Annotated in this window: 13 protein-coding genes; 9 read left to right on the plus strand and 4 right to left on the minus strand. The window is 69.8% G+C overall.

The features are described 5' to 3' along the window. Window positions 1–36: 36 nt before the first annotated feature. Genes BR47_RS0117055 through BR47_RS0117065 form a run of 3 tightly spaced genes read left to right on the plus strand, consistent with a single transcriptional unit; the run spans window position 37 to window position 2,824 of the window. Window positions 37–1,431 carry a purine-cytosine permease family protein gene (locus BR47_RS0117055; RefSeq protein ID WP_020102983.1) on the plus strand — a complete coding sequence of 465 codons (1,395 nt, stop codon included), beginning with the start codon at window positions 37–39 and terminating at the stop codon, window positions 1,429–1,431. Continuing rightward, entirely contained in the window at window positions 1,428–1,868 is a 441-nt protein-coding gene (locus BR47_RS0117060; protein WP_029120247.1) for a nucleoside deaminase, read from the plus strand. The genes BR47_RS0117055 and BR47_RS0117060 overlap by 4 nt, the downstream gene beginning before the upstream one ends. After that, on the plus strand, window positions 1,865–2,824 hold the full coding sequence (locus tag BR47_RS0117065; protein ID WP_029120248.1) for an isopenicillin N synthase family dioxygenase: 960 nt from the start codon (window positions 1,865–1,867) through the stop codon (window positions 2,822–2,824). Before BR47_RS0117060 ends, BR47_RS0117065 begins: the two co-directional genes overlap by 4 nt. A gap of 8 nt (window positions 2,825–2,832) precedes the next feature. On the opposite strand, the gene BR47_RS0117070 is transcribed toward BR47_RS0117065, so the two are convergent. Further along, complete coding sequence (locus BR47_RS0117070; protein ID WP_029120249.1) at window positions 2,833–3,129, minus strand: MGMT family protein; 297 nt, start codon at window positions 3,127–3,129, stop codon at window positions 2,833–2,835. A gap of 2 nt (window positions 3,130–3,131) precedes the next feature. Then, window positions 3,132–3,938 carry an alpha/beta fold hydrolase gene (locus BR47_RS0117075; protein ID WP_020102987.1) on the minus strand — a complete coding sequence of 269 codons (807 nt, stop codon included), beginning with the start codon at window positions 3,936–3,938 and terminating at the stop codon, window positions 3,132–3,134. 58 nt (window positions 3,939–3,996) lie between these two features. Here BR47_RS0117075 and BR47_RS0117080 point away from each other — a divergent pair, with 58 nt between their 5' ends. Both BR47_RS0117080 and BR47_RS0117085 read left to right on the plus strand, forming a co-directional pair. Continuing rightward, complete coding sequence (locus BR47_RS0117080) at window positions 3,997–7,128, plus strand: ATP-dependent helicase (protein WP_029120250.1); 3,132 nt, start codon at window positions 3,997–3,999, stop codon at window positions 7,126–7,128. Continuing rightward, the gene (locus BR47_RS0117085; protein WP_029120251.1) at window positions 7,119–10,373 is read left to right on the plus strand and encodes an ATP-dependent helicase; all 3,255 of its coding nucleotides are present in this window, start codon (window positions 7,119–7,121) and stop codon (window positions 10,371–10,373) included. Before BR47_RS0117080 ends, BR47_RS0117085 begins: the two co-directional genes overlap by 10 nt. On the opposite strand, the gene BR47_RS0117090 is transcribed toward BR47_RS0117085, so the two are convergent. Then, window positions 10,356–10,763 carry a DoxX family protein gene (locus BR47_RS0117090; RefSeq protein ID WP_020102990.1) on the minus strand — a complete coding sequence of 136 codons (408 nt, stop codon included), beginning with the start codon at window positions 10,761–10,763 and terminating at the stop codon, window positions 10,356–10,358. The genes BR47_RS0117085 and BR47_RS0117090 overlap by 18 nt on opposite strands. A gap of 60 nt (window positions 10,764–10,823) precedes the next feature. Between BR47_RS0117090 and BR47_RS0117095 the strand changes: the two genes are divergently transcribed. Then, entirely contained in the window at window positions 10,824–11,903 is a 1,080-nt protein-coding gene (locus tag BR47_RS0117095) for a potassium channel family protein (RefSeq protein ID WP_029105580.1), read from the plus strand. Window positions 11,904–11,908: 5 nt separating this feature from the next. Next, window positions 11,909–12,835 (plus strand): NAD(+) diphosphatase, encoded by a 927-nt coding sequence (gene nudC / locus BR47_RS0117100; protein WP_029120252.1) that lies wholly within the window; start codon window positions 11,909–11,911, stop codon window positions 12,833–12,835. Window positions 12,836–12,883: 48 nt separating this feature from the next. Here the strand turns inward: nudC and mrx1 are convergent, their stop codons facing one another. Next, window positions 12,884–13,120 carry a mycoredoxin Mrx1 gene (mrx1, locus tag BR47_RS0117105; protein WP_020102993.1) on the minus strand — a complete coding sequence of 79 codons (237 nt, stop codon included), beginning with the start codon at window positions 13,118–13,120 and terminating at the stop codon, window positions 12,884–12,886. Between the two features lie 83 nt (window positions 13,121–13,203). Here mrx1 and BR47_RS0117110 point away from each other — a divergent pair, with 83 nt between their 5' ends. Then, window positions 13,204–15,315, plus strand: a complete 2,112-nt coding sequence (locus tag BR47_RS0117110; RefSeq protein ID WP_177127316.1) for an ATP-dependent DNA helicase UvrD2 — start codon at window positions 13,204–13,206, stop codon at window positions 15,313–15,315. Window positions 15,316–15,477: 162 nt separating this feature from the next. Then, window positions 15,478–15,738 carry a hypothetical protein gene (locus BR47_RS33160; RefSeq protein WP_020102995.1) on the plus strand — a complete coding sequence of 87 codons (261 nt, stop codon included), beginning with the start codon at window positions 15,478–15,480 and terminating at the stop codon, window positions 15,736–15,738. The last annotated feature ends 34 nt before the right edge of the window (window positions 15,739–15,772 follow it).

Consider the following 15,772-nt stretch of genomic DNA (forward strand, 5'->3'; position numbering starts at 1 on the left):
GGCAGGGTGCCCGGTTCGGTGGGAAAGTTACCTCGCATGACGGCTGTTGAACCGACCACCGACGGGACCTACAAGGACCGGATCGCTGCGGTCGAACCGGGTGGCAACGAGTTCATCGCCGAGGCGGACCGGCACGGCAAGCCGAGTCAGCTGTTCTGGACGTGGACGTCGCCCAACATGGAATTCGCGACGGTGTTCGTCGGCATGCTGGCCGTCCTCGCGTTCGGCATGAGCTTCTGGCAGGCGGTCGCCGGGATCGTCATCGGTACGGGCCTGGGTGCCATCGCGCACTATTTCCTGTCCGCGCGCGGACCGCTGCACGGCGTGCCGCAGATGGTGCTGGGCCGAATGGCGTTCGGGTTCAAGGGCAATGCGCTGCCGGCGACGCTGATGTCGATCACCGCGGGCGTCGGGTGGTTCGCCACCAACAGTGTCAGCGGCGCGTTTGCCCTGTCCACCCTGTTCGGCTTCGGGCCACTGATCGGCCTGATCATCATCGTGGTGTTGCAGACCGCGTTCGCGTTCTTCGGCCACAATCTGGTGCAGGCATTCGAGCGGTGGTCGTTCCCCGCGCTCGTCATCGTCTTCGGCGCGGCATCGGTGGGCATTTTCGCGCATGCGAATCTGGGTGCGCCGGCGCCATCGGGTGGGGTCGGCGGACTCGGGGGCTTCCTGCTCACCGTCGGCACCTCGTTCGGTTACGCGGCCGGCTGGACCCCGTACGCCGCGGACTACACCCGCTATCTGCCGTCGGCGGTATCCACTTTCGCGACAGGGTTCTTCGCCTCCACGGGGTTGTTCATCTCGTGCGCGGTCCTGGAGATCGTCGGGGCGGCATCGGCGACGTTCGGCAGCGCGAGCCTGGCCAATCCGACCGCGTCGTTCACGGCCGAGCTCGGGCCGTGGCTTGCCAAGGCGACCCTGCTGGCCATCGCGATCGGTGCGATCGCCGCCAATGCGCTCAATATCTATTCCGGGGCAATGGCTTTCGTGACCATCGGGATCACGTTGCCGCCGCATATCGCGCGGGCGCTGGTGACCGTCTTCTTCGGCGTCGCCGGATTCCTGATCGCCTGGTGGGCGTTGCCCGACGCCGCGCACAGCTATGAAGCGTTCCTGCTGGTGATTGCCTACTGGATCGGGCCCTGGCTGGGTGTGGTGTTCGCCGATCAGTATCTGCGCCGCGGGCAACAGATCGCCGGGTATCTGTACGACCGCTCATACTCGAACTGGCCCGGGCTGTTGTCCTTCGCGCTGGGACTGGGTCTGTCGGTGCTGTTGTTCTCCAACCAGGAGAAGTTCGTCGGTTACATCGCCCGGGCGGTGCCGAAGCTCGGCGACATCACCTTCTTCGTCGGCTTCGTCATCGCGGGTGTCGCCTACCTGGTGTTGTGTCGAAAGAAGATCGCCGCGGAATGCGCCTCCGCATGACCCCTGAGCAGATGCTCGACGTCGCGGTCGCCGAAGCCCGAAAAGGGTTGGCCGAAGGCGGCATTCCGATCGGTGCGGCGTTGTTTCGTGCCGACGGTGAGCTGTTGGGCGCGGGCCACAACCGCCGGGTGCAGAACGACGACCCCTCCGTGCACGCCGAGACCGACGCGTTCCGCGCGGCCGGGCGCCAGCGCGGCTACGGCTCGACCATCATGGTGACGACGCTGTCGCCGTGCTGGTATTGCAGCGGGCTGGTGCGGCAGTTCGGCATCGGCGCGGTGGTGATCGGGGAGGCCCGCACGTTCCACGGCGGTCATGACTGGCTGGCCGAACATGGTGTGGCGGTGACGGTTCTGGACGACGAGCGGTGCGTGGCCATGATGGAGGAATTCATCGCGGCCCGCCCCGAATTGTGGGCGGAGGATATCGGCGAATGAGTGCCATTGCGACAGTGGATATTTCCCGCTGGTATGCCGGCGGAGCCGAGGCCGATGCGGTGGCCGCCGAAGTCGACGAGGGTCTGCAGCGAGCCGGTTTCATCGTGGTCACCGGTCATGGGGTGGACCAGGGGCTGGCGGCTGCGGTCCGCACGGCGAGCCGGGAGTTCTTCGCGCTGCCCGACGACGTGAAGCAGCGGTATTCGGTGCCGGTGGGCGGGCACGGCTGGATCGGCCCGGGCGCCGAGGCCAACGGTTACGCCGAGGGCACCGAGACACCACCCGATCTCAAGGAGAGTTTCAGTCTGGGCGCGGAAACCTCGACGGGGGACCCGGAGGTGGATCGAATCTGGTTCGCCCCCAACGTATGGCCCGCCGAGGTGCCGGCGCTGCAGACGTTGGTGGACGAATACACCGCCCAGATGCGCCGGCTGTCCGACGATCTGCTGGCCCTGTTCGCGCACGCGCTGGGGTTACCGGCGAATCCGTTTGACGCGCTGGCAGATCGGCCGACGTGGACCATGAACATCAACCACTACCCGCCCGTGAGCGTCGTCGGTGAACCCGAGCCCGGGCAGTTCCGCATCGGCCCGCACACCGATTTCGGCACCGTCACGGTGCTCGACCGCGAGCCCGGCGCCGGCGGGCTGCAGGTGTATTCGGACGCCGAGGGCTGGGAGGACGCCCCCTGGGAACCGGGCGCGCTGACGGTGAATATCGGTGACCTGCTGGAATATTGGAGCGGACGACGCTGGCCGTCCGGCCGCCACCGCGTGCTGCCGCCGCAACCGCACGCACCGGAAGAAGACCTGGTGTCGCTCATCTACTTCTACGAAGCCAACCACGACGCACTGATCACCCCGTTGCAGCCGCCCATCGGCGCGGTGTCGGGGCTGGCGCCGGTGGTCTCTGCGGACTTCATCAAGGAACGGTTGGACGCCATCACCGTCGGGTGAGCTGGGTCTCAGAACTCGTGCCGGTACTCGCGCAACCGAACCCGGCCGTCGACCGCCAGCACGCCCTCGGCGCGCAGCCGTTCCAGCTGCCGCGTCGCCAGATGCGCGGCCGGCCGGCCCGACGCGCTGATCACCCGGTGCCACGGTAGGTCCGAGGAATCGGTGCGCATGATCCAGCCGACGATCCGGGGGCTGGAAAGCCCTGCGGCATCGGCGATGTCGCCGTAGGTCGACACCCGGCCGGGCGGGATCGAGGCGACGAGGTCCCGCACCCTCTCCACCTGTTCGTCGGTGACAGCGGCCACGATCAGACCAGGTGGCGCCGGATCACATCGGCGGTTTCGGCGGGCATGGCGTGCGGCACCATGTGGTCGCAATCGAATTCGGTCAGCACGAAGTCGGCGCCGAGCCGGGCCTGCAAACCGGACACCAGTTCGCCGGTGACATAGGCCGGGTGCGTGCGTTTGGCCAGCACCAGCGTTGTCGGTGTGCCATGCGGCGGCAACACAATTGGGCGGGCCAGCTCACTCCAGTAGGACATCATGGCGGGCAGGCTGATGCGCCAGCCGACGCGTCCGCCCGGCAGGGCGACCAGGTGCTCGTCCAGGTCGCGCTCGAGTTCGCCGGGGTACTTCACCGAGACCTCACCCCACGATCCGTTCACCTTCTCGGCGTGGGCCTCGTGGCGGTCCGGGTAGTCGGGGGAGCCGAGCATGGCGTCGGCGATCTCGCTCATCCAGCTGCCGTCCAGCCCGGTCGCCGGGTCCAGCAGCACCAGGCCTGATACCAGATGCGGGTGGGCGGCAGCGAGATTGAGCGCTATCGCACCACCGAACGAATGCGCCACCACGACCACCGGCCCGTCGGCCTCGTCCTGGAGCAGGGTGGCCAGGGCCGCGACGTTCTCGTCGATGTTCCACGGCGCCGCCCACGACGAGTGGCCATGTCCCAGGAGATCGGGTGCCAGCACCGAATATTCGGCCAGATACCCGTCCGCCAGTGTCTGCCAGCGCTTTCCGTGGCCGGTCAGGCCGTGCAGGGCCAGGATCTGTGCCGGCCGCGCCGGTCCGTAGCGGTACACCTGCAAGCTCACCCCGTTGATGCTGCCAGACATCGCGGCCCGGTGTCGCCGTCGGCCGAACTTGTCGTACCCCCGTGGTTGCATTCCTGCCATGGCCGCCCCGCACTCCGCACTCACCGCGCCCGGCTCGGTTAATGCCCTGACCGAGCCCGGGCAGCGCGGTGTCGTGCGGGTGCTGGGCGGCCCCGGAACCGGCAAGACCGAGCTGCTGATCCGCACGGCGGCAACGCATATCGCGGCGGGGACCGATCCGGAGTCGGTGCTCCTGCTCACCGGTTCGGCACGGCTGGGCAGCCGGGTCCGCGGCGCCATCACGTCGGCGCTGCTGGGCGATACCGGCCAGGTCACCCGGGAGCCGCTGGTCCGCACACTGCACTCCTACGCGTTCGCCGTGTTGCGGCAGGCCGCGCAGCGCGCCGGTGACGCGCCGCCGCGCCTGATCACCAGCGCCGAGCAGGACGGCATCATCCGCGAGCTCCTCGCCGGTGATCTGGAGGACGGCGACGAGGCCAGCGTGGACTGGCCGCTGCACCTGCGGCCGGCGCTGGGCACCGCGGGGTTCGCGACCGAATTGCGGGACCTGTTGGCCCGCTGCACCGAACGCGGCGTCGACCCTGCGGATCTGCGCCGGATCGGGCGCAAGGCCGGCCGTCCGGAGTGGGTGGCGGCGGCGCGGTTCGCGCAGGTCTACGAGCAGGTGATGCTGCTGCGCAGCGCCGTCGGCATGGCGGCTCCGCAGGCGACGGTGCCGGCGCTGGGCGCGGCCGAGCTGGTCGGCGCCGCGCTCGAGGCCTTCGCCGTTGATCCCGCGCTGCTGGACGCCGAACGCGCCCGCATCAAGCTGCTGCTCGTCGACGATGCGCAGCACCTCGACCCGCAGGCTGCGCTGCTGGTGCGGGTGCTGGCGGCCGGCGCCCAGCTGACGGTCATCGCCGGTGACCCGAGCCAGACGGTGTTCGGCTACCGCGGCGCCGAGCCGACGCTGCTGTACGGCCCCGACGACCAGCCGCAGGTGGTGCTGACCGAGTCCTACCGGTGCTCGCCCGCGGTGGCCGGGGCGGTCGCGGCCGTCGCGCGGCGGCTGCCCGGCGTGGACGCGTCCCGGGCGCTGACGCCGGCGACGACGGATGAGCTCGGCTCGCTGTCGGTGCGTGTCGCGGGTTCGCCGCACGCCGAGTCCGCGTTGATCGCCGACGCTTTGCGTCGCGCGCACCTGGTCGACGGGGTGCCGTGGTCGCAGATGGCCGTCATCGTGCGATCGGTGCCGAGCGCCGGGACGGCGTTGGCCCGGGCTCTCACCGCCGCCGGGGTTCCGGTGCAGCAGCAGGCCGGGACCGCACCGCCGGCCCAGCATCCGGCCGTGGGCGCGCTGCTGACGGTGCTGGACTGCGTCGCCGATCAGCTGACCGGCGACCGGGCGCTGGCCCTGCTGACCGGCCCCATCGGTCGGGTGGACCCGGTGTCGCAGCGCCAGTTGCGCCGTGCACTGCGCCGCGCGGACGGCACCGGTCGCGATTTCGGTGACCTGCTCGTCGACGCGCTGACCGGGACTACCGATCATTCACTGCCCGACCAGCTGGCGCGGCCCGTGCGGCGGGTTCGTGCGGTCCTCGACGCGGCGCGCCGGTCGGCGACGGCGGGCCAGGATCCGCGATTCGTGCTGTGGCAGGCCTGGCACGCCAGTGGGCTGTCGCGCCGGTGGCAGGCCGCGGCCGGGCGCCCGGGTGCGGCCGGCGTTGCGGCAAACGCCGACCTGGATGCCGTCACCGCGCTGTTCGACACCGCCGATCAGTACGTGGCCCGCACCGCGGCGGCGTCCCTCGCCGGCCTGATCGACCACGTCCGCGCGCTCTCCTGGTCGGGTTCGGCCCCCGAGCGCGCCGAGGCCGACGAGGTTGCGGTCCTCAGTGCACACGCCGCGCTGGGGCGGGAATGGGATTTCGTGGTCATCGCGGGCCTGCAGGAAGGGTTGTGGCCCAACACCGTTCCGCGTGGAGGCGTACTCGGGACCCAGCAGCTGCTCGACATCGTCGACGGTGTGGGTGACGTCCGCGGCATGTCGGCCACCGCGCCGCTGCTGGCCGAGGAACGCCGGCTGCTGGTCGCCGCGCTGGGCCGGGCGCGCAACCGTGTGCTGGTGACGGCCGTCGACAGCGACAACGGCGACGAGGCGCTACTGCCGTCGACCTTCTTCGAGGAGCTGGGGGCCCTGGCCGGCGGCACCGACTCCGACGCCGACGAGCTCCCGGTGCACGCGCCTGCCGTGTTGTCGCCGGCGGCATTGGTCGGCCGGTTGCGATCGGTGGTGTGTGCGCCCGACGGCGCGGTCGAGGAGTCCGATCGGCTGTGTGCGGCAGCGCAATTGGCCCGGCTGGCCGAGGCCGGCGTGCCGGGCGCCGACCCGGCACAGTGGTACGCCAGCACGGAGCTGTCCACTGCCGAACCGCTGTGGTCCGGCGACGACCACGTCGTCACGGTGTCGCCGTCGACCGTGCAGACCCTGACCGACTGCCCGCTGCGCTGGATGCTGGAGCGCCACGGCGGCAGCGACGGCCGCGACCTGCGGTCAGCGTTGGGCTCGCTGGTGCACGCCCTGGTCGCCGATTCCGGTCGCAGCGAGGCCGAGCTGCGGGGTGAACTCGAAAAAGTCTGGCAGCAGCTGCCTTTCGACTCGAACTGGTACGCCGACAACGAGCTCGAGCGGTACCGCGCCATGCTCGCGACGTTCACGACGTGGCGGCAGGAGAGCCGCGGCGAGCTCACCGAGGTCGGCACCGAACTCGAGGTGGCCGGCACGATCGCCGACGAGGGGCTGCAGGTTCAGGTGAAGGGACGCATCGACCGGCTCGAGCGCGATCGCGACGGCCGTCTGGTCGTGGTGGACGTCAAGACCGGCAAGAGCCCCGCCACCAAGGCCGACGCCCAGGAGCACGCCCAGCTCGCGCTGTACCAGCTGGCCATCGCCGAAGGCGTTGTGCCGCACGGTGATCAGCCCGGTGGTGGCCGGCTGGTGTATCCGGCCAAACCCGCCAAGACCGGCGCCACCGAACGCGAGCAGGACCCGATGGGGGAGACGGCGCAGGCGCAGTGGCGGCAGCGGGTGACCGACGCCGCCGCGGCGACGGCCGGGCCGCACTTCGTCGCGCGCGTCGGCTCGGGGTGTGCGACGTGCCCGGTGCGGGCCATGTGTCCGGCACAAGGTACGAAGGGGGCATGCCCGTGACGTACAGCCCTGCCGACCTTGCCGAGGCGCTCGGGCTGTTCACCCCGACCGACGAGCAGGCTGCGGTCATCGCCGCGCCACCAGGACCACTGGTGGTGATCGCCGGCGCCGGTGCCGGGAAAACCGAGACCATGGCCGCGCGCGTGGTGTGGCTGGTGGCCAACGGCTACGCCACACCGTCGCAGGTGCTGGGATTGACGTTCACCCGCAAGGCCGCCGGACAGCTGTTGCGCCGCGTGCGCACCCGGCTGGCCCGTCTGGCGGGGTCGGGTCTGCTGCCCGGTGTCTCGCTGGCCGACGAGCACGCCACCGTCAGCACCTACCACGCCTTCGCGGGCACCCTGCTCCGCGAGTACGGGCTGCTGTTGCCCATCGAGCCGGCCACCCGGCTGGTCACCGAAACCGAGATGTGGCAGTTGGCTTTTCGGGTGGTGTCCGACTTCCCGGGCCAGTTGCAGACCGACAAGTCCCCGGCCGCCATCACCCAGATGGTGCTGCGCCTGGCCGGTCAGCTGTCCGAGCATCTCGTCGACACCGACGCCGTGCGGGACACCCATCACGAGCTGGAACGGCTCATCCTCACGCTCCCCGGGGGTCCGGGCCAGCGCGGCGGGCCCACCCAGTGGCTGCTGAACCTGCTGGCCACCCAGACCGAGCGGGCCGAGTTGGTGCCACTGATCGATGCCGTGCACCAGCGAATGCGGGATGCGCAGGTGATGGACTTCGGCAGCCAGATGTCGGCCGCGGCCCGCTTGGCCGAGCGCTTCCCACAGGTCGGCGCGCAGCTGCGCGAGCGGTATCGCGTGGTCCTGCTCGACGAATACCAGGACACCGGGCACGCCCAGCGGGTCGCGCTGTCGTCGCTGTTCGGCGGCGGCGTCGACGATGACCTGGCGCTGACGGCGGTCGGAGACCCCATCCAGTCGATCTACGGCTGGCGCGGCGCGTCGGCGACCAACCTGCCGCGATTCACCACCGACTTCCGCCTGTCGGACGGTTCACCGGCCCCGACCCTGGAACTACGGACCAGCTGGCGCAACCCGCCGCGGGCACTCAAGCTGGCCAACGAGGTGTCCGCCGAGGCCCGGCGTCGCAGCGTGAGCGTGCGCGAATTGCTGCCGCGGCCGGGCGCCGAGCCGGGAACCATTCAGTGCGCTCTGCTGGATGATGTTGTCGCCGAACGTGATTGGGTTGCCGATCACCTGGCCCGCCGGTACCTCGGTGCGGTGGCCGCAGGGGAGCCCGTGCCGACGGCCGCGGTCCTGGTACGCCGTAACGCCGACGCCGCGCCCATCGCCGAGGCGCTGACAGCCCGCGGGGTGCCCGTCGAGGTGGTCGGCCTGGCTGGGCTGCTGGCCATCCCCGAGGTCGCCGACGTCGTCGCGATGCTGCGCCTGGTCGCCGAACCGACCGCCGGGGTCGCCGCGATGCGGGTACTCACCAGCGCGCGTTGGCGGTTCGGCGCCGCCGACCTGGCCGCGCTGTGGCGCCGCGCATCGGAACTGGATGCGCCCGACCCGGCGCGGACGTCTGGGTCGGCCGCCGAGCAGGCCGTCGCGCAGGTCGCCCCCGACGCCGACCACGCCTGCCTGGCCGACGCGATCAGCGATCCGGGCCCGGCCGACCGCTATTCACCCGAAGGACACCGCCGGCTGCTGGCCCTGGCCGCCGAACTGAGCCAACTGCGCGCGCACCTGCACCAGCCGCTGCCGGATCTGGTTGCCGAAGTGCGTCGGGTTCTGGGTATCGACGCCGAAACCCGTGCCGCCAGTGGGGTTTCCGAGGGCTGGCGCGGCACCGAACATCTCGACGCCTTCGCCGACGTCGTCGCGGGATACGCCGCGCGGCCCGTAGACCCAGACGGCGCCGCGCCCATCGTCGGACTACTGGCATATCTGACGGCGGCCGCGGAGGTGGAGAACGGGCTGGCACCGGCACAGGTGACGGTGGCCTCGGACCGGGTCCAGATCCTGACGGTGCACGCGGCCAAGGGCCTGGAATGGCAGATCGTCGCGGTGCCACACCTTGTTGCCCGAGTGTTCCCGTCGACGGCGTCGCAGCGCACCTGGCTCACCGATGCGGGGGACCTGCCGCCGCTGCTGCGCGGCGACCGCGCCGAGCTGTCCGAACACGGCGTGCCGGTGCTCGACACCTCCGACGTCTACGACCGGAAGGTGTTGGCGGACAAGATCGCCGCGCACAAGGCCCTGCTCGACCAGCGGCGCACCGACGAGGAACGCCGCCTGCTCTACGTGGCCCTCACCCGCGCCGAGGACACCCTGCTGTTGTCCGGGTATCACTGGGGGACGACGGCCGGAAAACCCGCGGGACCCTCCGACTTCCTGATCGAGATGCGCGACATCATCGAACGCGCCGCGCAGGAGGGCGACCCCTGCGGCGAGATCGAGCAGTGGGCACCCGCACCCCCGGAGAATGCCGTCAACCCGTTGCGGGACAACGTCGTCGAGTGCTCGTGGCCCGTCGACCCGGCCGGTTCGCGACGCGCTGACGTCGACCGGGGTGCGGCCCTGGTGGCTGCCGCGCTCACCGCAGAAGCCGAGGAGCACGACGACCGGCACGGTTGGGCCGCCGACGTGGACGCGCTGCTGGCCGAGCGGGAACGGGCACAGGAGCGCGGTCCGCTCGAGCTGCCGCCGCAGTTGTCGGTGAGCACATTGGTCGACCTGGGTAGTGACCGGTCCGGCGCACTGCAGCGGCTGCAGCGACGGCTGCCGGCCCGGCCCGACCCGCAGGCGCTGCTGGGCACTGCGTTCCACGACTGGGTGCAGCGGTACTTCTCCGCCGAGCGGCTGTTCGACCTCGATGATCTGCCCGGTGCGGTCGACGCCGAGCTGGGGCAGGCCGTCGCCGAGGAGCTGGCCGACCTGCAGGCCGCGTTCGCCCTCTCGGAGTGGGCGGCCCGCACCCCGACCGACATCGAGGTGCCGTTCGACATGGTGATCGGCGACCGGGTGATCCGCGGCCGTATCGACGCGGTGTTCGCCGACGCCGACGGTGGTTACACCGTGCTCGACTGGAAGACCGGAGATCCGCCGTCGACCCAGGAAACCCTGCGCAACAAGGCCATTCAGCTGGCGGTGTACCGCCTGGCCTGGTCGTCCATCCAGGGCGTGCCCGTCGACTCGGTGCGGGCGGTCTTCCACTACGTGCGCGCCGGGCAGACGGTGGCACCCACCGACCTGCCCGGCGCCGACGAGCTGGCGGGCCTAGTTCGCCTGGGGTGAGTTGCGGTAGACCTTAAGCGCCTGGGTCACCATCGGCACCTGCAACGGCAGCCGGGCCAGTGCCGCGATGCGGGCCGGCCAGCCCTTGGGCCACCACAGCCGGACCATGTTGACGTTCGCCGGGAAGACGCTGATGAAAAGTGCGACAGCGGCCAGCGCGCCCAGCTTCCGGGTACGTGGCAGCAGAAGCGCGGCGCCGGTGGCTACTTCGGCGACGCCTGATGCGTACGTGTAAAACCGTGCGGTGCCGGGCAGTTCCTCCGGGACGATGCCGTCGAAAGGCTTGGGCGCGGCGAAATGCAGGGCGCCCATGCCGACGAGCAGCGCGCCCATCCGGTACGCGGGCGCCTGGCTGGCGGTGGTGTTGTCAGTGCTGTTGGCGGCGGTCATGGTTACATAGTGCTGTGCCGAGCCGTCTTGTGGTGAGTCTCCGCCAGATAATGGAGTCGCATGGCTCGCGTTAGGTTGTCGCGGCGCATGGCCGCGATGGAACAGAACCTCACGAGCCGCCAGAACGCGGATCTGGTTGATGTGCTGCAGATTCCGGAAGCGTTCGTCAGTCCGATCCGCCGGATCGTGCGCCGCGTCATCTACGCGTTGCTGGTGCTCGCCGCCGCGGTGCTCGTCGTGTACCTCGATCGCGACGGCTACCGCGACGCCCAGGAGAACGAGATGTCGCTCCTGGACTGCATCTACTACGCGACGGTGTCGCTGTCGACCACCGGCTATGGCGACATCACGCCGCTCACCCCGAGCGCGCGCCTGGTGAACGTCCTGGTGATCACGCCCATGCGGATCGCGTTCCTGATCGTGCTCATCGGTACGACCGTCGAGACGCTGACCACGCAGTCTCGTCAAGCCTTGAAGATTCAGCGATGGAGGAGCACCGTGCGCAACCACACCATCGTCGTCGGTTACGGGACCAAGGGCCGCACCGCGGTCCAGGCCATGGTCGGTGACGAGGTCGCACCCGGAGACATCGTCGTCGTCGACGAGAACCCGGCGGCACTGGACCGGGCGCGCGCCGCCGGACTGGTCACCGTGGTCGGCGACGCCACCAAGTCGGAGGTGCTGCGCCTGGCCGGGGCCCAGCATGCGAAGTCCATCGTGGTCGCGACCGACAAGGACGCCACCGCCGTGCTGGTCACGCTGACCGCCCGTGAGGTGGCACCCAAGGCCAAGATCGTCGCCTCGGCCCGCGAGGCCGAGAACCAGCACCTGCTACGGCAATCCGGCGCCGACTCGACGGTTGTGTCCTCGGAGACCGCCGGCCGGCTGCTGGGCATCGCGACCCAGACCCCGAGCGTCGTCGAGATGGTCGAAGACCTGCTCACCCCCGACGCCGGCTTCGCGATCTCCGAACGGGAGGTCGAGGTCAAGGAGCTCGGCGGCTCGCCGCGGCACCTGACCGACATCGTGCTCGGGGTGGTGCGCGACGGCCGGCTGCTGCGAGTCGACGCCCCTGAGGTCGACGCCCTGGCGGCCGGGGACCGGCTGCTCTACATCCGCAACGCCGAAGTCGAACGGTAACCGCGATGAGCGATTTCACCCTGCGTAACGTCCCGCTGCTGTCCCGCGTCGGCGCCGACCGGGCCGACACGCTGCGCACCGACGTCGACGCCGCGATCGCCGGCTGGAAGGACGCGCTGCTGCTGCGCGTGGATCGTCGCAATCAGGTGTTGATCTCCGGCGGCCAGGTGGTGCTCGGGCGCGCGGCGGAACTCGGCGACAAGCCCGACGAGCACGCGGTGTTCCTGGGCCGGATGCCCGACGGCCGCCACGTGTGGGGCGTGCGCGCCGCACTGGAAGAGCCGACGGGCGGGACGGACGCGCCTGTCGAGGTGCTCGACCTGCGCCGGGCCGGGACCATCTTCGACGACATCAGCGCCCAGCTCGTCTCCACGGCGACGGCACTGCTGAACTGGCATGACAGCGCCCGCTTCAGCGCCATCGACGGCGCGCCCACGAAGCCCGTAAAGGGCGGTTGGGCGCGGGTCAACAGCATCGGCGGCCACGAGGAGTTCCCGCGCATCGACCCGGCGATCATCTGCCTGGTGCACGACGGCCACGACCGCGCCGTGCTGGCCCGGCAGACGAACTGGCCCGAGCGGCTGTTCTCACTGCTGGCCGGTTTCGTCGAGGCCGGCGAGTCGTTCGAGTCCTGCGTGGTGCGCGAGATCTCCGAGGAGATCGGCCTGACCGTCACCGACGTCAAGTACCTGGGCAGCCAGCCCTGGCCGTTCCCGCGCTCGCTGATGGTCGGCTTCCACGCCATCGGCGATCGGGAGCAGCCGTTCTCGTTCAACGACGGTGAGATCGCCGAGGCCGACTGGTTCACCCGCGCCGAGGTGCGCGAAGCCCTCGAGCACGGCGACTGGAACAGCACGTCGGACACCCGGCTGCTGCTGCCCGGCTCGATCTCGATCGCCCGGGAGATCATCGAATCCTGGGCGGCTCAGTGATTTGTGCACGAAAATCCGCGCTCGGCGCGGAAAATCGTGCACAAATCACTAATTCAGCTTGGCTTTGACGTCCTTGATGCTGGGGTTGGTCAGCGTCGAGCCGTCGGGGAACTTCACCGTCGGAACCACATGGTTGCCGTTGTTGACCGAACCGACGAACTCGGCGGCCGCCGGGTCCTGCTCGATGTCGATCTCGGTGTAGGAGATGCCTTCGGCCTTCAGCGCGGTCTTGAGCCGCTTGCAGTAGCCGCACCAGGTCGTGCTGTACATGATCAGTGCACTCATAACGCGACTCAACGTATCCGATCGCCGGGTAATGCCGCCTGGCGGTGCCTCGTATGTCACACCCGGCTGCCATGATGGAGGCCATGCCAGCCGAGGCCCCGCCGTCCACGCTCCTCGAGGACCTCGACGACGAACAGCGTGAGGCCGTCCTCGCGCCCCGCGGCCCGGTATGTGTGCTGGCCGGCGCCGGCACGGGCAAGACCCGCACCATCACGCGCCGCATCGCGTATCTCGTCGCCGCCGGCCACGTCGCGCCGAGTCAGGTGCTGGCCGTGACGTTCACCCAGCGCGCCGCGGGCGAGATGCGCGGCCGGCTTCGCAGCCTGGAAAACGAGATCGACGGGGCACAAGGCACCGGGGCCGTCCAGGCCATGACGTTCCACGCCGCGGCACTGCGGCAACTGCGGTACTTCTGGCCGCGGGTGGTCGGCGACACCGGCTGGGAGCTGCTCGACAGCAAGTTCGCGGTCGTCGCGCAGGCGGCCAACCGGGCGGGCATCCAGGCCAGTACCGACGACGTGCGCGACCTGGCCGGGGAGATCGAATGGGCCAAGTCGTCCCTGATCAGTCCTGAGCTCTACCCGGAGCAGGTCGCCAAGATCGAGCGGGACATCCCGTTCGACGCCGCCAAGGTCGCCGCGGTCTATGCCGGGTACGAGGGCCTCAAGGCCCGGCGCGACGGATCGGCACTGCTGGATTTCGATGATCTGCTGCTGCACACCGCCGCCGCCATCGAGAACGACGACGCCGTCGCCGGCGAATTCCGCGACCGTTACCGCTGCTTCGTCGTCGACGAGTACCAGGACGTCACCCCGCTGCAGCAGCGCGTGCTCAACGCCTGGGTGGGGGAGCGCGACGACCTGACGGTGGTCGGTGACGCCAACCAGACCATCTACTCGTTCACCGGCGCCACCCCGCAATACCTCCTCGACTTCTCGCGGAGGTTCCCCGATGCGGCGCTGATCCGGCTGGAGCGCGACTACCGCAGCACGCCGCAGGTGGTGTCGCTGGCCAATCAGGTGATCTCGGCGGCGTCCGGCCGGATGGCGGCCAGCCGGTTGCAGCTCATCGGTCAGCGCGATCCGGGGCCCAAGCCGGTGTTCCGGGAACATCCCGACGAGGTCGCCGAGGCCAACGCCGTCGCCGCCGCCATCAAGAAGCTCATCCAATCCGGTACGGCCCCTTCGGAAATCGCCGTGCTGTACCGCATCAACGCGCAGTCCGAGGTGTACGAGGAAGCGCTCACCGCGGCCGGGGTGGCGTTCCAGGTGCGCGGCGGTGAGGGCTTCTTCAGCCGCCAGGAGATTCGGCAGTCGTTGCTGGCGTTGCAGCGCGCCGCGGGACACCAGGGTGACGTCGCCGGTGTCGAGCTGCCGCAGCTGGTCCGGGATCTGCTGGAACCGCTGGGCCTGACGGCCGAGCCGCCGGCCGGTACCAAGGCCCGGGAACGCTGGGATGCGTTGTTGGCCTTGGTCGAATTGGTCGAGCAGGAAGTCGCGGTGCGTCCCAACCTGGACCTGCAGGGCCTGCTCGTCGAGCTGCGCCAGCGCGCCGATTCGCGGCACCCACCGGTGGTGCAGGGCGTCACGCTGGCGTCGCTGCACGCCGCCAAGGGCCTGGAGTGGGACGCGGTGTTCCTGGTCGGCCTGGTCGACGGCACGCTGCCCATCTCGCACGCGCTGTCACACGGCGCGGACAGCGAACCCGTCGAGGAGGAGCGCCGCCTCTTCTACGTCGGAATCACCAGGGCCAGAGTGCATTTGACGATTTCGTGGGCGCTCGCTCGGGCCGCCGGCGGACGGCAGAGCCGCAAGCCCTCGCGGTTCCTCAACGGGCTGACACCGCAGAGTCGACGGGAACCCCAACAGCCGCAACGTAAACGGGGTCCGGCGCCGCGCTGCCGGGTTTGCAACGCGGCGTTGACGTCGTCGACCGCGATCCTGTTGCGGCGCTGCGAATCGTGCCCGTCGAACCTGGACGAGGAGCTGCTCGGCCGGCTCAAGGAGTGGCGCCTGCGTACCGCGCAGGAGATGAAGGTGCCCGCTTATGTGGTGTTCACCGACAACACCCTGATCGCGATCGCCGAGGCCCTGCCGGCCGACAATGCCGCACTGGTGGCCATTCCCGGGATCGGTGCGCGCAAGCTGGAGCAATACGGACCCGATGTGCTGGCGTTGGTGAACGCGTCCCGTTAGCCCCACTAAATTGCGCCAAACATGACGCAAATTGCGCCAAAACTGCTGGTCAAAAAATCGCTTGCCTGATTTTGGTGGTAACGTCTAGCCTCGAAGCCGCAACGAAATCCCGCGAATTCGCACCGTGCGAATCCGCAGTCGACCGCTGAGGAGGTGGCCCCGATGATCAGTTTTGATGCGTCCCGTGGCGCTGTCCTCGCTGTCTCTGGTTCCCGTGCGCCGTTGACCGCTGCCGCCTATGAGGCGGTATCGCGCGTCGGCGCCGGTTGGCATCAGATCGTCGACGTCCCCGCTGTTCCCGCTGTCGCTGCAGCCGCCGCTATGCCGGCGGCACGTCTCGCGACGGCTGGACATGTCGCCGACATCCCGCAGCGCAAGCGCAACGCCAAGACCTTCGCGTCCGTGAAGCGAGGCACTACTTAGGTAGCGCCTACAACAGCCAAAACCTGGCCACGGA

This window comes from Mycobacterium sp. UNC410CL29Cvi84 (assembly GCF_000686745.1).
GTDB lineage: Bacteria > Actinomycetota > Actinomycetes > Mycobacteriales > Mycobacteriaceae > Mycobacterium > Mycobacterium mucogenicum_B.